Annotated in this window: 23 protein-coding genes; 9 read left to right on the top strand and 14 right to left on the bottom strand. The window is 57.6% G+C overall.

Annotated features, from left to right (window positions below):
• Positions 1-12 precede the first annotated feature (12 nt).
• A complete protein-coding gene (locus tag ACN0WW_RS01580; protein WP_417608686.1) occupies positions 13-2,454 on the bottom strand; it encodes a TonB-dependent receptor in 2,442 nt (813 codons plus the stop codon).
• 277 nt (positions 2,455-2,731) lie between these two features.
• On the opposite strand from ACN0WW_RS01580, the gene ACN0WW_RS01575 reads away from it, so the two are divergent.
• Genes ACN0WW_RS01575 through ACN0WW_RS01540 form a run of 8 tightly spaced genes read left to right on the top strand, consistent with a single transcriptional unit; the run spans position 2,732 to position 8,083 of the window.
• Positions 2,732-3,037 (top strand): DUF1330 domain-containing protein, encoded by a 306-nt coding sequence (locus ACN0WW_RS01575; protein WP_417608684.1) that lies wholly within the window; start codon positions 2,732-2,734, stop codon positions 3,035-3,037.
• On the top strand, positions 3,030-3,503 hold the full coding sequence (locus ACN0WW_RS01570) for a VOC family protein (RefSeq protein WP_417608682.1): 474 nt from the start codon (positions 3,030-3,032) through the stop codon (positions 3,501-3,503). The genes ACN0WW_RS01575 and ACN0WW_RS01570 overlap by 8 nt, the downstream gene beginning before the upstream one ends.
• On the top strand, positions 3,504-4,592 hold the full coding sequence (locus tag ACN0WW_RS01565; protein WP_417608680.1) for a zinc-binding dehydrogenase: 1,089 nt from the start codon (positions 3,504-3,506) through the stop codon (positions 4,590-4,592).
• 10 nt (positions 4,593-4,602) lie between these two features.
• Complete coding sequence (locus ACN0WW_RS01560) at positions 4,603-5,070, top strand: VOC family protein (RefSeq protein ID WP_417608678.1); 468 nt, start codon at positions 4,603-4,605, stop codon at positions 5,068-5,070.
• Entirely contained in the window at positions 5,067-6,422 is a 1,356-nt protein-coding gene (locus ACN0WW_RS01555; protein ID WP_417608676.1) for an MFS transporter, read from the top strand. Before ACN0WW_RS01560 ends, ACN0WW_RS01555 begins: the two co-directional genes overlap by 4 nt.
• Positions 6,419-7,225, top strand: a complete 807-nt coding sequence (locus tag ACN0WW_RS01550; protein ID WP_417608674.1) for an alpha/beta fold hydrolase — start codon at positions 6,419-6,421, stop codon at positions 7,223-7,225. Before ACN0WW_RS01555 ends, ACN0WW_RS01550 begins: the two co-directional genes overlap by 4 nt.
• Positions 7,222-7,524 (top strand): YciI family protein, encoded by a 303-nt coding sequence (locus ACN0WW_RS01545; protein WP_417608672.1) that lies wholly within the window; start codon positions 7,222-7,224, stop codon positions 7,522-7,524. The genes ACN0WW_RS01550 and ACN0WW_RS01545 overlap by 4 nt, the downstream gene beginning before the upstream one ends.
• Before the next feature lie 55 nt (positions 7,525-7,579).
• Positions 7,580-8,083, top strand: coding sequence for a YybH family protein (locus tag ACN0WW_RS01540; protein ID WP_417608670.1), 504 nt, complete (start codon positions 7,580-7,582; stop codon positions 8,081-8,083).
• Here ACN0WW_RS01540 and ACN0WW_RS01535 read toward each other — a convergent pair.
• The 9 genes from ACN0WW_RS01535 to ACN0WW_RS01495 are packed head-to-tail and all read right to left on the bottom strand — an operon-like array spanning position 8,080 to position 16,863.
• A complete protein-coding gene (locus ACN0WW_RS01535) occupies positions 8,080-8,982 on the bottom strand; it encodes a VOC family protein (RefSeq protein ID WP_417608668.1) in 903 nt (300 codons plus the stop codon). The two genes, ACN0WW_RS01540 and ACN0WW_RS01535, sit on opposite strands and share 4 nt — an antisense overlap.
• Before the next feature lies 1 nt (position 8,983).
• Positions 8,984-9,748 (bottom strand): enoyl-CoA hydratase/isomerase family protein, encoded by a 765-nt coding sequence (locus ACN0WW_RS01530; RefSeq protein WP_417608666.1) that lies wholly within the window; start codon positions 9,746-9,748, stop codon positions 8,984-8,986.
• Positions 9,745-10,611, bottom strand: coding sequence for a polysaccharide deacetylase family protein (locus ACN0WW_RS01525; protein ID WP_417608664.1), 867 nt, complete (start codon positions 10,609-10,611; stop codon positions 9,745-9,747). Before ACN0WW_RS01525 ends, ACN0WW_RS01530 begins: the two co-directional genes overlap by 4 nt.
• A complete protein-coding gene (locus ACN0WW_RS01520; RefSeq protein WP_417608662.1) occupies positions 10,611-11,414 on the bottom strand; it encodes an SDR family NAD(P)-dependent oxidoreductase in 804 nt (267 codons plus the stop codon). The genes ACN0WW_RS01525 and ACN0WW_RS01520 overlap by 1 nt, the downstream gene beginning before the upstream one ends.
• A complete protein-coding gene (locus ACN0WW_RS01515) occupies positions 11,414-11,719 on the bottom strand; it encodes an REDY-like protein HapK (protein ID WP_417608660.1) in 306 nt (101 codons plus the stop codon). The genes ACN0WW_RS01520 and ACN0WW_RS01515 overlap by 1 nt, the downstream gene beginning before the upstream one ends.
• A gap of 11 nt (positions 11,720-11,730) precedes the next feature.
• Positions 11,731-12,939: an amidase gene (locus ACN0WW_RS01510; RefSeq protein WP_417608658.1), complete on the bottom strand. Its 1,209-nt coding sequence runs from the start codon at positions 12,937-12,939 to the stop codon at positions 11,731-11,733.
• Positions 12,936-14,297, bottom strand: coding sequence for a phenylacetate--CoA ligase family protein (locus ACN0WW_RS01505; RefSeq protein ID WP_417608656.1), 1,362 nt, complete (start codon positions 14,295-14,297; stop codon positions 12,936-12,938). The genes ACN0WW_RS01510 and ACN0WW_RS01505 overlap by 4 nt, the downstream gene beginning before the upstream one ends.
• Positions 14,294-15,601 (bottom strand): MmgE/PrpD family protein, encoded by a 1,308-nt coding sequence (locus tag ACN0WW_RS01500; protein WP_417608654.1) that lies wholly within the window; start codon positions 15,599-15,601, stop codon positions 14,294-14,296. Before ACN0WW_RS01500 ends, ACN0WW_RS01505 begins: the two co-directional genes overlap by 4 nt.
• Positions 15,598-16,863, bottom strand: a complete 1,266-nt coding sequence (locus tag ACN0WW_RS01495) for an MmgE/PrpD family protein (RefSeq protein WP_417608652.1) — start codon at positions 16,861-16,863, stop codon at positions 15,598-15,600. The genes ACN0WW_RS01500 and ACN0WW_RS01495 overlap by 4 nt, the downstream gene beginning before the upstream one ends.
• A gap of 26 nt (positions 16,864-16,889) precedes the next feature.
• On the opposite strand from ACN0WW_RS01495, the gene ACN0WW_RS01490 reads away from it, so the two are divergent.
• On the top strand, positions 16,890-17,642 hold the full coding sequence (locus ACN0WW_RS01490) for a GntR family transcriptional regulator (protein ID WP_417608650.1): 753 nt from the start codon (positions 16,890-16,892) through the stop codon (positions 17,640-17,642).
• 5 nt (positions 17,643-17,647) lie between these two features.
• On the opposite strand, the gene ACN0WW_RS01485 is transcribed toward ACN0WW_RS01490, so the two are convergent.
• Genes ACN0WW_RS01485 through ACN0WW_RS01470 form a run of 4 tightly spaced genes read right to left on the bottom strand, consistent with a single transcriptional unit; the run spans position 17,648 to position 21,699 of the window.
• Positions 17,648-18,730, bottom strand: coding sequence for a CaiB/BaiF CoA transferase family protein (locus ACN0WW_RS01485; protein WP_417608648.1), 1,083 nt, complete (start codon positions 18,728-18,730; stop codon positions 17,648-17,650).
• A 4-nt stretch (positions 18,731-18,734) separates the two neighbouring features.
• The gene (locus ACN0WW_RS01480) at positions 18,735-19,928 is read right to left on the bottom strand and encodes a CaiB/BaiF CoA transferase family protein (protein WP_417608646.1); all 1,194 of its coding nucleotides are present in this window, start codon (positions 19,926-19,928) and stop codon (positions 18,735-18,737) included.
• A gap of 55 nt (positions 19,929-19,983) precedes the next feature.
• On the bottom strand, positions 19,984-21,165 hold the full coding sequence (locus tag ACN0WW_RS01475) for an acyl-CoA dehydrogenase family protein (RefSeq protein WP_417608644.1): 1,182 nt from the start codon (positions 21,163-21,165) through the stop codon (positions 19,984-19,986).
• A gap of 24 nt (positions 21,166-21,189) precedes the next feature.
• The gene (locus tag ACN0WW_RS01470; protein WP_417608642.1) at positions 21,190-21,699 is read right to left on the bottom strand and encodes a MaoC family dehydratase; all 510 of its coding nucleotides are present in this window, start codon (positions 21,697-21,699) and stop codon (positions 21,190-21,192) included.
• Positions 21,700-21,711 lie beyond the last annotated feature (12 nt).

Below are 21,711 nucleotides of genomic sequence, written 5' to 3'. Positions count from 1 at the left end.
ACCTTCGGGGCTTTAATATTTCGCGGTCAGCACCACGCCAAACCGTCGGCCAGGACGCAAACCGGCGACAAAGCTCCGCTGGAAGCTGGCATCGGCATCGGCATAACGGAGGATTTGCGCGACCGCATCTTCATCAAACAGGTTCTTCACATAGCCCTGGATCTGGAAATTCTCATTCTCAAAGCCCAGCCGGACATCGGTCACAACCGATCCACCGGTTTTCGCCAGATTGTGGACCTGCGCGAAGCTGCTTGAAATCAGGGTAACATTGCCACCGGCAAATATTTTCCAGCCGCTGTCGCCAATATCGGTGCGGTAATCGACGTCGGCAAAGACCTGATGCACCGGCGCACGCGGAATACGCTTGCCCTTGATCGACCCGAACAGAGACTGGCAGTCGGCATCCGGAAACTGGTCGCCGGTTGAACAATTGACCAGACCATCATCGGCGACGTCATCCAGCACACCCTGGTTTTCATCGACGCCATTCTTGAATTTGGAATCGGCCAGCGAATAATTTGCAGTAAACGTCAGATTACGACTGGGTCGCGCGACCAGCTCCAGTTCCAGACCATTGACCCGAGCATCACCGGCATTCACGATGGAACTGACCCGGTTGGGCGGGAGGAAGACGGTCTGGGTCAACTGATATCCGCTGATCTCGTTATGAAATAAAGCCAGATTGGCGGTTAAAGCGCCGTCCAGAAACTGGTTTTTGATGCCGATTTCATAGGCATCGACTTCTTCCTCATTAAACGTGGGCTGGTTGGCCAGAATTGCCAGCACGTCGTTGAACCCGCCCGGCTTCTGGCCTTGCGCAAAGGAAGCGTAGAGGAGATTGTCAGGCGAAAGTTTATAGTCAACCAGCACCCGCGGCGTGAATTTTTTGAACTTTGCCTTGGACACAACCGGAGCCGGCAGTGGGTCGCCAAGGTTACGGCTGATCGCGGACTGCTCGATCGTCTCCTCCGAATAGCGCCCTTCAACACTGAGCGTAAAATTCTCGAACAGCTCCACGCTGGCGGAACCAAAGATCGCCCAGTTCTGAATATCGAGATTATTGGAGTTGCGGGGAACGATGACGGTCCCGGCTGCTGCCGGATCGGTCAAAAAGCTGAAAAAGCAACCGCGAGCCGGTGAGCAGAGTTGCGCCACGCGCGCATCGGAATTTGCCTGCGCCCTTGCGTTGGCGTCGGCCGGAAGCGTCCGGATGTCGCGACTATCGTCACTCTGGTCAAAATAATAACCGCCGACCAGCAAGTCGAACCGTTCGCCATCATAGGCCAGCCGGATCTCCTGCGAAAAATCTTCCGTTTTGCGTGCAGTGGCGAAAGAAAAGTCGGTGGGAGGCCCGTTTACAATACCAATGCCGCCCGGCCCGGCAGGAAAGGTTGCAAAGGTTGCCGGCTGAAAACTGGTCGGCAAATAATCGCCATCGGTTTCGGTCCGGCTCGTGACCCGATTATATCCAGTCAGCGATGTCAGAGTGACCTGATCATTGATTTCATAGTCCATCCGCAGACTGGCGTTGAACGTTTCTCGCTCCAGCCCGACATCGGCGCCGTTATTGGCGAATTGCCGGGTATAATCGGTGTTGACCTGTCCTGGCTTGATCGTACCGCAGAAATAACGACCCGCGCCGCCATAGAAACTGCCATTGTCGAACAGACAATTATTGTCGGCAACACTGGTCGCGAAAAGCGCTGGCTGACCATCATCTGTCTTGTTGTAATAGGTCCGCAGCTGAGCCGTCAAAGGCCCGCCACCGTCATAGGCAAAGCCGCCGGAGAAAGAGTAGGACTTCTGCTTGCCGACTTTGTTGCCATCATAGAGATTGGTATATTCGCCGCCATATTCATAATAGCGCCCGGAAGCAAAGGCGGTGATCGAATCGGTTACCGGCCCACGGATGTTGGCGTTGATATCAAACCGGCTGTGCTCCGATATATCGGCAGAAATCGATCCGGTCAGACGATCAGCCTGGGTTTTGGAAATGATGTTGATCGCGCCGGAATAGGTGTTCCGTCCATAGAGCGCGCTTTGCGGTCCCTTTACGACCTCGATCCGCTCGATATTGTCGACCGCATAATCGCCAACAGAGCCGCTGAAATAAATGCCGTCGATGAACACGGCGACGCCCGAGTCGCCGAGAATATTGGCCTGGCCACGAATGACCGGCCGATTGGAATCACGCCCGAAACTGTCGTCAAAGGTCAGGCCAGCGGTCACTTTCGAAATATCGGCCACGCTGTCCAGCGCCAGATTGTCGATCGTGCCGGACCCGACCACGGCGACTGAAGCAGGCACTTCCTGCAAATTCTCCGAAACTTTGCGCGCGGTAACGATGATCACGTTCGAGTCGTCGGCGTTTTCGCCGGATACAGGCTGGGCAAAAGCAGATGCCGGAACGGCGGCAACCGCGGCCATTAGCAGATATTTGTAAGAATATTTCATTAGAGTTCTCCCTGATACCAGCTGCGCTGATTTTCTTTTCCTCCTCGATGAAATTCTCACTGGAAGCATAATTTGTCCAGACAAATTTTTGAGTCGGCTCACAGAATTGATAGACTGTCGCAATTTTGCAACGTCTCTTTGGCGGTTTTCCGGCATTTCAGAAGAGCAAGGCGCCTGCCGCGTAATTTTCAGTTCGCCTGAAATTGGGCCGCGCAATTAGAGATTGCATTACGACGCAATGCGGTTAATTTGTCCGGACAACTTTTGGAGAGCCCTTATGCCAGCCTATATGATCGTCACGGCGAAAATCACCGACAGAGACGCCTTTATTGCCGGATATGGTGCCAAAGCCGGGGCGCTTGTAGAGAAATTTGGCGGGAAATATGTGCTCCGCGGTCCGGGCGCCGAACTGCTGGAAGGCAATTTTGGTGATGGCGCTTCGATGGTCATATCGGAATGGCCTGATATCGCGGCGGCGAAGGCTTTCTGGAACAGCCCGGAATATCAGGAAGTAAAAAAACTGCGCGAAGATTGCGCCGAATGTCAGGTTCTTCTGATCGAGAGCCCGACAATAAATGGCTGATATTATCAAACGCACGACGTTGATGGTCCGCGATGGCGACCGCGCCGGGCACTGGTATGAGACCGTGTTCGGCATGACGAAATGGATGGATACCCCCTTCACCCTGTCCGGCACCCAGCTCGCAGCAGGAAAAAAGGGGGATGAGACCCGGCTGATCATCCTGAAATGCGAAGATGATCTGATCGGGATGATCGGATTGCTGGAATGGCTGGACCCCAAACAGGATGCACCGGCAGAGCTGCCAACCGAAATCGCATTTGGCGCACCGATTTTTGTGGTCGCGGCGGAAGACGCCAAGGCTACGCTGGAACGCGCCCGCGCACTCGGATCGCGCATCCACTGCGAGCCGCGCGAATGGCAAGTGACCGGCGCGGATGGCAAGCAGAGGGATATGATCGGTTGCTCGTTCTGGGATCTTGATGGCTATTTTTACGAAGTGAACCAGATCGTGAAGGTTCACAACTAGGTGTCCGACAACGGCCTCTGCGCATTTGCCGCCTTGGCTGCTGGCAAGCAGATTGACGATGATGCCAATTATCAATGGCGAGTGGCGGCGCGACCGGTCGGCAATGTAGTACCCGATGATTTCGAATGGGCTGTCACCGACATCCCCGAACCCGACGATGGCGAAGTCCTGTTGAAGACTCATTATCTTGGCCTGGCACCGGTGATGCGCTTTTATATGCAAGGCACCGGCGCGGCGGGCGAGCGCGTACTTCAGCCAGGCGATGTAATCCACGGCCGCGGCGTCGCGCAAATCGTCAAGTCACGCCATCCCGACTGGCGGGAAGGCGAAATGGTCCAGGGCCAGCTGGGCTGGCAAACCTACAAAGCCTCCCGAATGACCGCGCAGGAAAAATTCTTTGCCATGCCGTACAACGGTCTGCCGGCTGCTCTGGGCTCCGGCGTGCTCGGCATGACCGGGCTTTCTGCCCATGCAGGACTTTTTGCCTGCGGCGATCCGAAAAACGGTGAGCAAATGGTGCTTTCCGGGGCCGCTGGCGGGGTCGGCTCGATCGTCAGTCAGCTGGCGGCCAATGTGGTCGGCTGTAATGTTCTGGGCATTGCCGGTGGCCAGAACAAGTGCGCTTTCATTCTCGAACACGGATGTTCGCAGGCCATCGACTATAAGTCCGAAAATATCGCGCAGCGTCTCGATGAACTGCTGCCCGATGGGATTGATCTCTATTTTGACAATGTTGGCGGCGAGACCCTCGCGGCCTGCCTCGAACGGCTCCGGCTCCACAGCCGCGTCATTCTCTGCGGGTCGATCAGTGAATATGCCCGCGAACAGCCATTTGCGCTCTCCAACTACACACGGCTTCGTGCGACCGATTCCCGGATGCAGGGCTTTTTTGTCTACAACCATCTCAGCCATTGGGAGCGTGTGATGGATGATCTCGCCACTTGGATTCACGACGGTCGACTGCAACCGGTGCAGGATGTCGAGGACGGTTTTCAGAACATGCCGGGTGCACTCGCCAACCTCTATTACGGCCGCAATGTCGGTGTGCAATGCTGCTCCGTCCGAGGCGAGCCGGCAGAATGGAATTGAGAGGACTATCATGACCGACAACCAGCCATCTACGCAACCCGCCCGCTTTCAGCGCGCTAATTTCGTCGTCGAAGACATCGACAGGGCACTAACATTTTATCGCGATATCCTCGGCTTTGAGGTGACCTATCGCAAGGGCCATAATCCCGACAGCTATTCGATTCCGGTATTTGAGATTCCGGATGGCGCAGAGCTGGATTTTGCGATCCTCTCCCTGCCGGGCCAGCCGCGCGTCATGGCGCTGTCAGGGATCAAGAACGTACCGCTCAAGGCAATTCCCTATCCGCGGCGCAGCGCGATTGTGCTCGATGTCGCCGATCCCGACAAGGTGATGGCTGAATGCGCGGCATTGGGCCTGAAGGTCTACGAAGGACACCGTCTCGAGACCCATGACGGCCGGATCGGGCGAGAGATTGGCATAGTCGATTTCGACGACAATCTGACCGTGATCTATCGCATCCCGGAAACACAGGCATGACCGGTGACTGGTCGGCAGCTGATGGCCCACCATCTCCTGTGACCAAGCCCTATCCCAGCGCCGCTGCCGGCTGGTTCATGGTGGTGCTGCTCACCATCGCCTATATTTTCAGTTTTGTGGATCGCTATATCCTTGGCTTGCTGATTGAGCCGATCAAGGCCGAATTTGACCTTTCCGATCGATCGATTGGCTGGCTGCTCAGCGCCTTCACCCTGATCTACGGCTTTGTCGGTATTTTCATGGGCTGGCTGATCGACCGGGGCAAGCGGATCTGGATCGTATCGATCGGCGTCGCCTTGTGGTCCGTCGCTACCATCGCCACAGGCACCGCCAAGAATTTCGTTCAGCTCTTTGCCGCTCGCATGGGCGTCGGCGTCGGCGAAGCGACTCTAAGCCCGGCAACCTTTTCGATGATCGGCGACAGCTTTCCCACCGAAAAGCGCGGCAAGCCGATCGCCTTTTATTCATCTGCGCTGCCCATCGGTGCCGGCCTCGCCTCTCTGCTCAGCGGCGCGATCATCGCCTGGACCGCGTCCGGAGGCACACAATCGCTGCCCCTGTTCGGGGATTTGTCGCCGTGGCGCTTCACCCTGATCATCGTCGGCCTGCCGGGTCTGGTTTTTGCGCTGTTTTTCCTGCTGATGAAAGAACCGGCCAGACGGCCGGCAACCGCAGCATCGGATGTCATCAGCGGCAGCGGCTTCATCGACGCCCTGAAATATATATGGCGCAACCGCCTGCTCTATCTCGGTTTTCTGCTGCTGATCGGAACGATGACGGCGATCGCCTATAGTCAGGGCTTTCTGGCACCGACGTTTGAACGAACGTGGGGCTGGTCGCCACAAAAATATGCTTTTGCCAACGGCGTTGCCCTGCTGGTGATCGGCCCCGCCAATATGCTGATCATGGGATCGATTTCCGACTGGTGGACAAAGAAGGGCGTCAAGGATGCGTCTTTGCGGCTGCTGTATATTGGCTTTCTGATCATGGTTCCGACCGCCTCGCTGCCCCTCTTCATGCCGACCGCAGAACTGGCTTTTGCCATATTGTGTATCAACACCGTCGGTATCGGGATTGTATCAGCCATCGGGGTCACGGCCTTGCTCGTCATCACGCCGGCGCAAGTGCGCGGCCAGATTGTCGCCATCTATTATCTGTCGATCAGCTGGTTCGGGTCTCTCGGTCCCATCATGGTTGGCGAACTGTCGAGCGGTGTCTTTGGCGAGAATAATATTCGCTATGCGGTGGCGACCGTTCCGTTCCTGTTCGGCGTGATTCCGTTCCTCATGATGCCCCTCACGCGCCGCCTCTATCGAGCGCAGATGGAACGGTTGAAGGGCACGACCGAATGATCCGCAAGGGATATTCCGACGGGCCGTTTGGCCAGATTCACTGGCGTCTGGTCGAGCCGGAGGAAACACCATCCGAACCTGACCTGTATTGCCTGCATCCAGCCCCCTTCAGCGGCCTTGCCTTCACCCAGATCCTGCCCTTCCTGGCTCGCCGGCGACGCGTCATTGCACCGGACTTCCCGGGCCATGGCGGATCTGACCGGTTCAAGACGGAACCGTCAATCCTCGAATATAGCACAGCCATGCGCGCGGTCGCTGCGGATCTCTCAGGCGCCGCGCCGGTGGACATCATGGGATTTCATACGGGTAATCTGGTTGCCGTGGAAATGGCGCTCGCCAACGACAGCCCGGTGCGCAAGCTCGCGCTTGTCGACGTTCCTGCTTATGATTCAGAAACCCGCAAGAGCCTGCTGTTCAAGATGGGCAGACCCTTTCAGATCACACCGGACATCCAATGCCTCAATGCGGCATGGCATCGGGGGATGACCGGCAGACTGGAAAGTCACGGTCTGGACCGTTGCTTCGCCCTGTTCGCCGAACAGCTGCGCCACGGCAACGGCATGCACGCCGCTTTCCATGCCAGCTTTTCCTATGACGTAGAGGCACGATTGCCCTTGGTAGACCGCCCCTCGCTGATCATGGCGACACAGTCCGGGCTGCTGCAGCCGACAAGGCGCGCCGCCCAGTTGATGCCGCAGGCCAGACTGATCGAAAGGCTCGATATCAAACGGGGGGTCCTTGACCAGGGCGCTCAGCATACCGCACAAGAAATCCTTCCCTTTCTCGATGAGGACATTTTATGAAAACATTTGCAATCTACTGTACCGACAAACCGGATACCGCCAAGATGCGGAACGATGCGCGAGACGCGCATTTCGCCCATATCGAGAAGACGCTCGACAATTTCTGTATCGCGGGGCCGATGCTGGATGAAAACGGCGGCACCGTCGGCTCACTGCTGGTGGTAAAGGCCTCGGACGCTGCAGCCGCCCGCAAACAGCTGGAAGCGGATCCCTATTTCGACGCCGACATTTGGGCCGACATCCGGATCACCGAATTTATCCCGGCGGCGGGCGACTGGATCGGCGGCAAGATATGGTAACCGCGATGCCATTGCCGTCCCGCTTCCGGCAACCGCAAAACCGCCGGGAAGCGCTGTGAGCAAGCATATCGTCATGGCCGCCGCGATGATCGCCTTGCTGCCTCCCTCACCAGCCCTTGCCAGGGATAATAATGCCGTAGCAGCGATGAGTGATCAGCAGAAAATCATCGCCTGGGCCGCCGATTGGAAGCGTTTCGTCGAGTCCGGCGAGATCGAGCAGTTGCGCGCCATGTATGAACCGGACGCCGTCTTGATGACCAACGGCGCACCGCCGCAAAAAGGAATAGAAAAGATATTGGCCTTTCTTGCAGGCAACAAGGCCGCCGGCAATGAAGTCCGCATCGACTTCGCCAATGAACAACTCATCGTCGAGGATGACCGCGCCTATCTGACCGCCAAATATTGGATGACGATCACCCCACCCGCAGATGCGCCCGTAGAGGTCAACGGACGGTCCTTTCTGGTGTTCAAAAAGGGCAGCGATGGCGAGTGGCGGCTGTGGCGCGATATCGACAATCAGGCCCCCGACATATCGGCGGAAGAGCGCCCCGGCGGCTAGCCGATCTCGATCAGCTCGAGCAACTCACCGGCCAGGCCAAGAGTCGTCGCCGCGCGCCGACCGCAATAGGGCGCTGCATCGCGCCTGGTCGGCGGCGTGATCCAGTCGACGTCAATCGCATCGAGGTCGGTCACTGCCAGACTGACCAGCGCATTGCCCGGTGGCAGCATCGCTTCATGCCGACCGCGATCGGTCGCTTCTTCGGGGTAATCGTCCACTTCGACAATCGGCAGCCGATCATTTTGCACCATCGTCAGATCGGACAAAGTGTCCTCCGGTCGGCCGAAGGCATCATTTATCATGCTATAGGCCAGGGTATAGGTATCGCCCTCGGTCAGATGCAGCCGGTCAAGATACCATTTGACGGTAGCCGCGCGGTCCGGCGTGGCGAGAATGACGATGAAAATATGATCGGTCAGCGATTGCGCCTTGGGCAGATCAGACGACGGCGTATCTTCCCGGACCTCGTTCAGATAGACCATCTCCCGGCCGGTGCCCAGCACCTGCATGGGCACAAAGAAAGGCAGTCCCTCCAGCTCCTTCGGTGGCCCGATAATATCAAAGCCGCTACCCTGAAGACGGTCGGGCCAGCCGAACACATCCTGCACAGTCAGTTCAAAGGCCGCCCAGCCATAAGTGGTCGTCGGCTTGAAATCGGGATGATCCGGCTGTTCGACCAGCCGGATATGGCAATCCGCGCCGCTCACCGGCTGCAAGGTCGCCATCGGCGCACCGGCGCTATTCGGACAGCCCCAACTCGCGGCGATATCGGCTGACAATTTGCCCTGCTCGACCACCGCCATGCCCAGCACGTCGCGATAATTGTGCAGCGCCGCTTCCAGATCAGGCACGACGGCAATGCCGCCAAGTATCGAACCATGTTGCAATTGGTGGGTCACTCTAAAACTCCGGTTTTCTTTTTTCCAGGAATGCGCTCACGCCTTCCTTGAAATCATCACTTTCAAATGCGGCATCAAACAGCGCGGACGACGCTTCATCATCATCCGCCTGGCCGTCCAATATGCGCCGGACAATATGCTTGCTCATCTGCTGGCTGTGCGATGACACCGACGCCATCGTGTCCGCCAGCGCCTCCGCTTCGGCATAGGGATCGTCGGCAAGAATGGTGATCAGTCCGATCCGCAGCGCTTCTGCAGCGGGGAGGATCTGGCCGGTGAACAAGATCCGTTTTGCCTGCGATGGCCCCACCGCATCTACCAGCAATTTGGTATCGTGCAGCGGGTAGACGAGGCCGAGCTTTGCAGGCGTAATGCCAAAGCGGGCTTGCGGACCGGCTATGCGCATATCACAGGCGAGAGCGATACCGCATCCCCCTCCGACGCAATCGCCGTCGATTACCGCGATCGTCGGCTTCGCGGCCTGTGCCAGATCATGTTGCACCTTGCCGATCGCCGCCTGGTTCTTTGCGCGCCACTCCGGATCGGTTGATCCCGCGCCAAATTCGCCAATATCGGCACCGGCGCAAAAAGCGCTATTTTCCGTGCTGGCATGGACCATCAGCACCCGCACCGCATCGTCCGCGATAGCATCGGCCAGCAACTCCGGAAACAATTCCCACATCGCCTGGGTAAAGGCGTTCCGCTTGTTCGGGCGATCAATCAGAAGATGGGCAATCTTGCCCTTTTTTTCCAGACGCAGGGTCATAGCGGGTCCACTTTTGCCAGATGTTGGGCAATCTGGTGCCGCGTTGTCACCCAGACGTCCTTCTTCGACCGCACATGTTTGAAAAATTCTTCCAGTGCCCAGATCCGTCCCGGCCGCCCAATGATCCGCAGATGCAGCCCGAGCGACATCATCTTCGGATGCCCCTCTTCGCCTTCGCGATAGATCTGGTCGAAATTATGCTTGGCATAATCCAGCCACTGTTGCGGCGTCATCGCGGGATCAGTCCACATTTTCATGTCGTTGCTGTCGAGCTGATACGGCACGATCGCCAGCGGCTTTTCGGGCACGGTCTGCTTGTCCCAGAAGGGAATATCTCCGGAATAGTCATCCATATGATAATCGAAGCCTTCTTCGATCAACAGTCGCCTGGTATTGTCGGTGTGGAAATAGCGCGACAGCCAGCCATAGGGACGGACGCCGACCGTTTTCTCGATCGAGGTCACTGCCTTGCGGATGAATTCACGCTCTTTCTCTTCGTCCATCTTGAACTGATGGACCCAGCGATAGCCATGGCTGACCGGCTCGTGACCCAGATCGGCGATCGCCTGTGCAATTTCCGGATGGTTTTCCAGACTCATCGCCGCCACCGTCCAGCTGGCCATGATGTCAAAATCCTTCAGCAGTTTCACCACCCTCGGCGCACCGGCCTTGATGCCGTAGAGATAGTTGCTTTCATTGCCATAATTGCGGATCGCCGACTTGATGTGGATCCCCAGCTCGTCCACCGGTTCCATTCCGCGATCGCCGCGCGCAACGGTCATCTCGCTGCCTTCCTCGACGTTGACGACAATGCTCAGCGCCATTTTCGCGCCATCCGGCCAGTCCATACGTTCCTGTTCCATCAGTGCATTTCCTCCCCGCCGGATACGTTCAGTGCTTCGCCAGTGACATAAAAAGCATCATCGCTGGCAAGCCAGGCGCAGGCCGCGGCAGTGTCACTCGGCAGGCCCGGACGGCCCATCGGGTTTTTGGTGCTCATATTGGCGAGATAGGCTTCGACCGACTCAAAGCCGAGCAGTTTGGAAAAATAGGCATTCTGTTGCGCGCCGAGCCCGGTTGTCACGTGATTAGGGCAAACGGCGTTGACGGTAATACCATGCGCACCCAGTTCGACCGCGGCGGCGCGGGTCAAACCGACCATGCCATGCTTGGAACTGACATAGGCGGGAAGATGCGGGAAACCGGTTTTTGCGGCCTGGGAGGCAATATTGATGATCCGTCCGCCATTCCCGGCCTTGACCATCGCCTTGGCTGCCGCCTGCGTACAGTAAAAGGCACCGGACAGATTGACACCGATCACATTGTCCCATTCTTTTGCCGTATCGACCTCCAGCAGGGGCTTCATCATGAAGCCGATACCGGCGTTGTTGACGAAAATGTCGACCGCTCCAAAAGCCTCGACCGCCTGATCGACCAGCGCCTGGCATTGCGCCGCGTCGCTGACATCGCAGGCGACAGTCGCGACCTTTGCGCCGCGTCCGCGCAGTTCCTCGGCCACGCCCTCTTCTTCCGCACCAATGGCCAGATCGGAAACCACGCAATTTGCGCCTTCATCGGCAAAGCGCTGCAATATCCCCTGCCCCAGTCCCTTCTCCTTGCCGGAGCCGGTGACGACGATCGTCTTTCCTGCAAATTTACCGGACATCACAGATCCTCGGTCAGAATGAATTGCGGGTTATCGGCAAATTCCTGGAACGGAGCCGCCATCGCCTGGAATTCTTCGGTCGAGATGTCAGCAACGAAACCATCCATGTCCTTGATGTCGAGTATTTCGACATATTGATAGGGAGACGCCTCTTCCGACCCGAACAGTCCGGTCGCCTTGTGGACCGTAAAGCCATCGACCGAACCCAGCTTGTTGACGCCGGGGATGTCGGCTGTCTTGGCCCAATTTTCATAGTCGGCGGCGCTGACGCCCTCTTTAAGGTTGAATATGACGACGATGCGCATGTTGTTCTCCTTCATTGTCCGAAAAATAGGGTTGGTTGACGGTAGGCCGACAATTGGTTGTCGAGCTGCCGGGCCAGTTGCAACAATCCCGCCTCATTGCCTGCTGCTCCGATAATCTGGACGCCAAGCGGCAGTCCGGCATCATTCCAGCCAGCCGGAATCGTGATGGCAGGCAAGCCTGCGATATTGGCCAGGCACGTGAAATCCGCCTGATTGGCCGGCGCCTTGTCCGCATGACTGAATGCGGCTTGGGGCGCGGTCGGCAACAGGATCGCACCATGCCGGGCGACCACGGCATTCACCGCTTCACCGACCTCGGCCAGAATACGGCGATCTTCGTCCAGATCAGAGGCGCTGCGCTTCGGTCCGAAGGTCATGAGAAACTTGAGGGTGCCCGACAGGCCTTCAGGATCGGAGTCCAGTAGCGGGCCGAGCGATTTGGACAGCGCTAGGGAGGTCAGAATGAAACCGGCATAGCGGATGCGGGTGAGCGGGTAAGGCAGTGCAAAATGGTCCGAAGCCTGCAAAGCCGAGCGGGCCTTGGCATAGCTCTCCAATACCGAAGGTTCGCATTCCACTTCGCCGAGATTTTCCAACAATGCAATATTATCAATGGCTTGCGCATCATCGCAGTCGATCAAAATTCGCGAACATGCTTCCAATTCTTCCACCGTCCGCGCCATCGGGCCAATGGTGTCCAGCGTCGGCTCGGCAATCTCCAGACCGTCATGGCTGATCGCACCCCGCGTCGGTTTCAATCCATATATCCCGCAATAGGCGGCCGGTATCCGGACCGATCCCATGGTATCGGTGCCCAGCGCGATATCGCAAAGCCCCGCCGCCACCGCTGCTGCGCTGCCACCGGACGACCCCCCGGGCGTATAGCCGATCCGGTGCGGGTTCTGGGTAGCACCGAAAAACGGGTTGTCGGTTTTGGCACCCAGCGCCGCCTCTTCCATATTCACCGTGCCAAGAATGGTGGCACCCGCTGACCGCAGTCTGGCCACGGCGTCGGCATCTTTGTCCGCGACCCTGCCGCGATACGCACCCATGCCGCCGGTCCATGGCAAGCCCTCGACCGCGATATTGGCCTTGATACCGGCGGTCATTCCGGCAAGCGGTCCGGACCCACCGGACGCGCCTTTGTCCCAATCGACAAAGGCGTTCAGGTCCGCATTGACCGTCTCGAGATCATCCCAGGGGATCATTGATCCAATCACAGCCCCCGTTCGTCGATCAGCCGGATCGGCTTTTGCCGCACATCGATTTGGGTGGCTGCTGCGGTACCGCCGACATCCACCAGATCAATCGCCACGTCGATACCGAGACCCTTGCGCAAGATATCAGAAAGGCCCGATTTGTCTGATCCACCGCGGCTTTCCAGCACCACCCGCATTTCATCGCGGCCCTTCTCATCGCGGGTCACATAGCAGACATATTCACCGGTCAGGTCCGCACGATTTTCAATGATCGAACCGATCGCGTGCGGGAAGATATTGATCCCCCGCAGTTTGACCATATTGTCGCTGCGGCCCTTGAAGCCGGAGATGCGCTTGAACACCATGCCGGTAGAATTGGTATCGGTGCGTTCCTCGGTAATGTCGTGCGTGTTGAAACGGATGCAGGGCGCAATGTCATCCTTGAACAGGCATGTGACAACCATGTCCCCGGTTTCCCCCGGTTCGACTGCCTTGCCGCTATCGACGTCGAGCAATTCCAGATATTGCGCGTCTTCCCAGACATAAAGGCCGTCGCGTTCCGGCCCTTCGCCAGCGATAGTGCCGGTATCGCCCACACCATACCAGTCAAATGCCTTTGCCCCGTGCCACGCCGCCTCGGTCGACGCCCGGTCTTCCGTGCCCAGATGACCGATGATCATTTTCAGCTTGATCCGGTTAAACAGCTTTTCCGCTTCCGCGACATCGGCCAGTTTGCGAACATAATCGACGAAACCAACCATGCAGGTCACGCCAAAGTCGGCCATCAGATGAACCTGATTGATCGACCGGGTTTCAATGCCGGTTCCGGCGCTTAGGAACAGCGAATTGGTAAAATGGGTCACGGCCTCGCGGATATAGTGGCCGCCGTTGATCATGCCGTGACCATAGACTGACTGCACCACATCATCCCGTCCCAGTCCCATCCATCGATACATGCGGCCGACCAGCAGATTGGTCACCTCCCGCCCCTTCGGGCCGAACATCAGCGGCTGCGGCCGGCCTGTCGTACCGCTGGTAGTATGGAACACGACCGGATTGTCACCGCGTCCGTCAAAATCTCCATAAGGCGGATATTCGTTGACCGACGCCATCAGGTCGGTCTTGTCGTAAACCGGCAACTTGGTGATATCTTCGAGTCCCTTGATATCACCGGCTTCCAGACCCTGCTCTTGCCAAAGACGCTGGTAGAAAGGAATTTCCCAGCCACGCCGCATCAACTTCTGGAACTGCTTGTCCTGAATGGCGAACAACTCGTCACGGGACATGGCGGTATATCGGCGAACAAAGGCATCGCCGACCGGATATTGGTCGAGCATCTGTTTGGCATCAAAGGCTTCAAAATAGGTCGGAAAGGTCATTTAGGCTCCGTCGCATAGGCTAGAGGATGATCGAAAATTCTGGGGTCGGCATTGCTGCTGGCCAGTCCGCGCGCAAGGTCGCGCTTGGACTGGGTCTGCGCTTCAGACATCGGTGATTCGGGGCTGCCGAGATTGCCCGCAATCTCTCGATTTACGGTGCTGCCGTCGGCCAGCAGAAGGCTTAGACGCTGCGGTGCCAGCGCGTTGTGATCGGGGTTGTCATCGATCCGCACCGTCACCTTCTGGCCCAGATTCTGCAACGCCGGATTGGTGAATTCCTGAGGCGTGAAGCAGCGCGGATCGATAATATGGTCGCGCAGCATCAACGGCACCAGAAAAGGCAGGCAGAGCCGCGCGTAACCGGGCGTCATATCGGTTTTATAAGGTCGCCCGACAAGCCGATGGATCAGCGGCGGCGCGGCAATATCGACCGCAACGACATCTGCTCCATCCAGGGAACCGTCGCGCAGCATGATGTCAATTGCCCCCACAATGCCATGGCTGGCCCGGCCGGAGGGAAAAGGCTTGGTGCTGACATTTTCAATCAGCCAGCTCTTGCCGAGGTCATCCGTGTAGCGGGCCAGATCGCCCGGCTCGAACAATTTGAAATATCCGAATGGCCCTTCAAGCGGGTCGTGCGGACCGTTCATCCCGGCCCTGACGAGATCAACCGCCGTAATCGCCGACCGCGCGGCATTGGCGATTTGTAGCGGCAAGGCAATCGATGCTTCGACATGCGCCTGCATCGTTCCTGCGGCCTGTGAATAGGCGAGCCCCAATATGTCGGGAAACTTTTGTTCCGCTATTCCTTCCAGTCTTGCAACAGCAAGCGCGGCGCCGATCAGGCCGGCAGTGGCCGGACGGAAAAATTGCATCGCGCCCGTCGCGGCAATGCCCATGCCGCTCGCGATATCAACACCAACGGCGAGCGCCGTCAAAAATGTTTCCGGATCGCAGCCACCCAGCCGGTCTGCGGAAGCGAGCAAGGCGCCAGTGACCACCGAGAGGGCGTGGACCACCGCAGGCTCATGCACGGCATCCCATTCCAGACAATGGATCGCGAACGCGTTGAACCAGGCGGCAGACGGCGCAGGAAGACGAGAGGTTGAGCCAAGCAGCCGGGCTTGATCACCGGTTCCCCAAGCCTGAACGGCGGTCAGCATCGATTGCGCTTCATCGGACGCCGCGCCGGCGGCTCCACCAGCCAACGTGTCGCCCAGAAAATACATCGCTGCCGCTCTTGCGCTATCGGGCAGCACATGATCAGCCGCCGCGAAGTCGAGAATTTGCTGTGTTCTGCTCATGACAGCCACTCCGAGAGCATGACATTGATCGCGCCCGCTTCTTCGCCGTTGAGTACCAGATCAACCGCCCGGTCGGCGTCCTTGTCCGGCAATCCGCCCCACGCCACCAGGGCACGGACTTTCTCAATGACACGCTCCTTGGAAACCGGTCGTTCGGGATCGCCCAATGTGTCTACGAGCTCAACCGTTTCGCCGCCGCACGTAACGCGCGCGCCATAATGCTGCGGATAGCGGTTGGTGATATCGGGCGCTGCTGAAACCGTCACCAGCCGCCTCGCATCCGCCAATCGGGCAATGGCTTCCGGTTCAAAATCAGCCAGCTGCGGCACGCCCTGGCTTGCGACGATCGCAACGGCATGCTGGATCGAGAATTTGGCATCGATAACCGTTTGCGGTTCAGGCCGATCGCAAAAGGTGGTGGCATCATCATAGGTTTCGACAAGTATATCTCCCTCCAGCGCACCCAGTCTGGCCTTGAGCTCCAACGCCGCATCAATCGCCGGATGCGCATGACGACAGGCGCCCCAAGGCTTGAAGCTGACCTCGTGAATGCGCCACTGGTCGGGGAAGGTCATGGGTTTGGGATTGTCGCAGGTGGCGGCATAGAGACCCTGCGGGCCTTCCAGAATGAAGCGGGGGCCGACAATGCCATCACGAGCGAAACATGACGCATTAAGTGCCGTGTTAACGGCGTGAACGATATGCCATTGTTTCGTATTCCCGGGTTCGTTTCTCATTTGCCAGAGGCCGCCGCTGACAGAACCGGCCAATCCAAAAGCGGAGACTAGCTTGGCCTCGCCGTCGCCTTCTTCCGGAGTTCCCGCTTCGCTATATTCCCAATGCGCTGCAGTACTGCCGAAAAAGCCGGCCGTCGCCGTATTGTGATAGTGACTATAGTGGAAGGCATCAAAGGTAGAGCCGACGGCAATTGTCGCTTCATAGCCACGCACCGCACAATCCAGAATATCAGACAGGCTGCCTCTATGGTCCAAAACCGACGGCCAAATTACAGGTCCCGGATGAAGAATCGAGGTGCGATGAATATCATCCATCTCCAGAACATTGCCAAGCCAGGTCGCAATACCAATGGCATCACTTTCCATTCGTCGCCGTATCGCCAGCTGCGCCACCTCGCTCTGCCGCGCGCCCGCTACGCATCCAAGCCAGTCGAGCAAATGCAATCTCGCACGCTGCCTCGTCGCCTCATCGACAGGCCTCATCAAATGGGTAGCAAGTTTCTCCGTCAGGCTCTCTTGCGTCATGCCGTCACCCGTCTTAAGGCAAGTCTATGGGTGGACAAAAAATAAAGACGGCCAAGAAAAAGAAGCCGCGATACTTGGAGTTGGCAGACGAGCTGCGAGAGGAAGTACTGCGCGGCGACTATCCCGACCCTGGCGACTTTCCGACCGAGTCGGTACTCTGCAAAAAATTTGACGTCAGTCGGTTCACGGTCCGTGAGGCGCTGCGCAAGCTCACCTCCGAAGGCCTCATCGCGCGGAAGCGGGGTTCGGGAACCATTGTCCAGCCGGCCACTGCCCGCGCCGGAGCGCTGCACCAGCCGCTGAGCAATGTCGGCGAGATTCTGCAATATGCGCGCGACACCACGATCACCTATGAAAAATTGCCGCCGCAGGAAATCCCGACCAAGATTGCGGAACAGATCGGGATAAACCCCAAGCAAAAATGGTTTGTCTTTCACGGCACGAGGCTGAAGCCCGAACGCAAGCGCCCGATCGCGGTGACCGTTGCCTGGATCGACCCGGACTTTGCCGACGGCGTTGAGAAAATTGATATCGCTGGCGCCACGCTGTTTGGCCAGATCGAGGAATATTGCAATGTCACGGTCAGCCGGGTGACCCAGGACATTCAGGCGATCGCCGCCACGAAAAGATTCGCCGACGATCTGGGGCTTGAAGAAGGCGACCCGATCCTGCGGATCTTGCGCTGCTATTTCGACGAGGATGACCGGCTGTTCGAAATTTCGGCCAGCTATCACCCGGGCGAACGCTTTGCCTATTCGATGCATATTGAAGTTGACTGAACCGCTCATTTCGACAGATCCGGCGCCTCCGACGGCTGCCACACCGGCTCCGATTTGAACCGGAAAGCTGGCGCGATCTGGTGCGCTCCGTCTGCTTCGACGAGCAAGCCTTTTTCCCGCACGAAATCCTGGTCCAGCGCTTCACGAAAATCGAGCACCGGCGAGAAAGCCACATCTTTGTCGGCAAACCATTCAACCCACTGATCACGGCTCCTGGTTGCGAACGTGCTGCGCAGAAATTCGGTCAGCGGCTGCTGAGGCTCGCCGGCATCCAGCTCCGCAAGCGGCAGCAGATCGAGCCGGTCGAGCGCGGTTAGCAGGGTCTTGGCAAATTTGATCTCACGTCCGCCCAAGACGATATGTTTCCCATCCGCCGTCTTGTAGACATTGTAGAAAGCGGCTCCGCCCAGCGAACGCTGCGCTCGCGACACCGGACCATCTCCGCCTTTAATGGTATCGCCAGCAATATGGGCGCACCAGGGCAGCATCGCGTCAAACATGGCAACATCAATATAGTCGCCACGCCCGGTTTGCTCCCGCCCAATCAACGCCATCAGCACGGCTGACAGGCCGTTTAGCCCAGCCGCCATATCTGCCGAGGGAACGCCCGGAACCACCGGCATGCCATCCGGACCGTCGTTCACAGACAGAAAACCGGAAAGCGCCTGCACCGCCAAATCATGCGCCGGATGATGCGCCATCTCGCCGTCCTGACCAAAGGCCGATATCGAGCAATAGACGATGCGCGGATTCTTCGCGGCAACAGCCTCATAGTCAAAGCCGAGGCGCTTCATCACGCCGGGCCGGAAGCCTTCGATCATCACATCGGCATCCGCCAGCAAGGCCCAGAGCCGGTCGCGGCCTTCCTCCGATTTCAGGTCCAGCGCCAGCGCCTGCTTGCCGCGATTGAGATTGCGGAACCAGACCGACTGACCAGCTTCAATGGGCGCCATTTCGCGCACCGGTTCACCGGTGGGCGGCTCGACCTTGATCACCTCTGCGCCATGGTCTGCCATCATTACGGTCAGCATCGGTCCCGGCAAAAACAGGGACAGATCAACAACTTTAATGCCGCTCAATTTTCCCATTGAATCAGATGACCCCGCTGGCCCGGAGCTTTGCGATCGCATCCTCATCATAGCCTGCCTCGGCCAGAATCGCGTCGCTGTCAGCACCCAGCAGCGGCCCCGCTTTGTTGGGCAGGCGCTCGCCGTTCAACTTGATCGGACTGGACAGGACATCCATGGCCGCGTTGTCCGGATGGCTAACCGTATCGCGCATGCCGATCGTCTCCAGCCACGGATTATCCAGCGCCTGATCGAGATTATAGACCGGAGCGACGGGCATATATCCTTGCAGCAGCTCAAGCCAGTGCGCGACCGGCTGGGTACTAAACACAGCATCCAGCAAAGGCGACAGTTCCGCACGGTTCTCCAGCCGCTTGGCCGGACTATCAAAACGCGGATCGGTAATCAGGTCCGCTTGACCGATCCGCTCGCATAAAATGGGCCAGAATTTTGGAATCTGGGCCATCACAAACATCCAGCCATCCGAGGCCTTGAACATCTGACTTGGCGTCGCCGATGGATGTGCGCCACGCGGCGCACGCTCGGTGACATCCCCTTCGTTCATATACCAGAGCGCTGGATAACTGGTCTGGTGAACCGCCGCTGACAGCAGATCAACATCGACATCGCAGCCCTCGCCCGAGCGCTGCGCGTCGAGCAGAGCGGCGAGCAAGCCGACAGCCATTTGCGTGCCGGACATGAAATCAACCATCGACAGGCCAAAGCGGACGGGTGGCCCGTCCGGCTCGCCGGTCAGGGCGCAGAAACCGGCCTCGGCCTGCATCAGATAATCATAGCCCGGCCATTTTGCCCGCTCATTGTCGCGGCCATAAGCCGAAACATGAGCGCAGACGATCGCCGGATTGACCGCTTTCAGTGACTCATAGTCGAGCCCGATCTTCGCTGGCACATCGCCGCGCAGATTATTGGCGACGACATGCGCATCTTTGGCCAGCTTGTGCAGGATTTCGATGCCCTGTTCGCTGCGCAGATCCAGAGTGAGAGAGCGCTTGTTGAGATTGAAGCTCTGAAAATAGAGGCTTTCCTGATCGCGCAGCCAGTGCGGTCCGACATGACGGGCCGTATCGCCACCTTTCGGAGGCTCAATCTTGATCACATCGGCGCCCAGCTGAGCGAGGAACATAGTGCCATAGGGACCGGCACCATATTGCTCGGCCGACAGCACGCGAAAGCCCTTGAGGGGTTGTTTAACACTCATGATTCAATTTCGTTTCGCTGACTGCGGAAATCACCTGAAAACTTGCAAAATGCCATCAGGCCGGATTCCTTTTTACCCATTGTTTCGAAATGATCATCCGCTGCATCTCGTTGGTTCCCTCGCCGATACACATCAGGATAGAGTCGCGATAATAGCGTTCGATGTCATATTCCTTCGAATAGCCATAGCCCCCATGGATCCGAAGGCCTTCTTCGGAATTTTTTACCGCGGCTTCGGACGCGAAAAATTTCGCCATGCCTGCTTCCATGTCGCAACGCTCGCCGCGATCATAAATTTCCGCTGCATCCATGGTCAGCAGCCGAGCGGCGCGCGCACGCGTCACCATTTCACCCAGCTTCAACTGGATCGCCTGATGTTCACAGATCGGCTTGCCCATCGTCTCACGCAACTGCGCATATTCAGTCGCAAGCCGCAAAGCCCCTTCGGCCAGCCCAACACCGCGCGCAGCAACATTGATCCGGCCAAGCTCGAGACCACCCGTGGCCTGGAAAAAGCCTTGGCCTTCGACGCCACCGATCAGATTTTCTGCCGGGATACGATAATTGTCGAACATCAATTCGGCGCTATCAATCGACTTGTAGCCCAGCTTGTCGAACTTCTTGCCGACACTGAAGCCTTCACCCTTCGGTGCGATCATCAGGCTCATGCCCTTGTAGCGCGGATCGGCCGTCGGATCGGTCTTGACCAACAAGGCAAAACATTCGCCCTTGATGCCGTTGGAAATCCAGGTCTTGGTGCCATTGATGACATAATCATCGCCGTCCCGCTTCGCTACGGTACGGATCGCCTGCAAATCGGTGCCCGCATTGGGTTCTGTCAGGGCAAGGCCGCCGCGAATTTCGCCAGTTGCGAATTTGGGCAACCATTTCGTTTTTTGCTCGGGCGTTCCGAACCGCTCGACCGCAGCCGCCATGATAAGATGCGAATTCACAATTCCGGTAATCGCCATCCAATATGAGGAAACATAAGCGATGATCTTGGCATAGGTGGTCGCTGGCAAGCCAAGGCCGCCATATTCTTCGCCAATAGTTGCGCCGAATAGACCCATTTCAGCCATTTGTGCGACTAACTTTTCAGGCCAGATGTCGCCATGGTCATGCTCCATGACCACAGGCTTCACTTCGCCCTCAACCCATTTTTCAATCGCATCCAGAAAGGCGCGTTCGTCGTCGGGGTCTATTGTTCTGATTTGATCGAGATTTGCGGCACTTGCCATTTGAATTTCCCTTGTTCGCAAATTTTAGTCGTCGGCTCCGCCAAAACCACGCTTCCAGATGAGCATGGTGCGTTCAAACGTACACACGACCTTGCCGTCCTGATTTTTGCCGATTGTTTTTACCGTCACGATACCCTGTTCGGGTCGCGATGAAGATTCGCGTTTGTCGAGCACTTCGCTCTCGGCATACAGCGTATCCCCCGGGAACAGAGGATGGGTGAGACGAATCTTGTCCCAGCCAAGGTTGGCAACAGCCTTTTGGCTGGTATCGGAGACCGACATTCCGACCATCAGCGCTACCGTCAAGGGCGAGCAAACGAGCGGCTTCTTGAACTCGGTTTTCTTGGCAAATTCATAATCGAAATGCGCTGGATGCGTGTTCATGGTCAACAGCGTAAAATGGACATTGTCGGTATCGGTAATCGTCCGTCCTGGACGGTGTTCGTAAATATGGCCGACCTGAAAATCTTCAAAATATCGCCCGAATGTCTCCCGGAAACGACCAGGACTGACTTCAACTGCTCCATCACGCATGTGTATTGCTCC

Source organism: Parasphingorhabdus sp. (genome assembly GCF_048269865.1).
Lineage (GTDB): Bacteria > Pseudomonadota > Alphaproteobacteria > Sphingomonadales > Sphingomonadaceae > Parasphingorhabdus.
The sequence above is the reverse complement of the archived record's forward strand: the minus strand, read 5'-3'. Positions and strand labels throughout refer to the sequence as shown.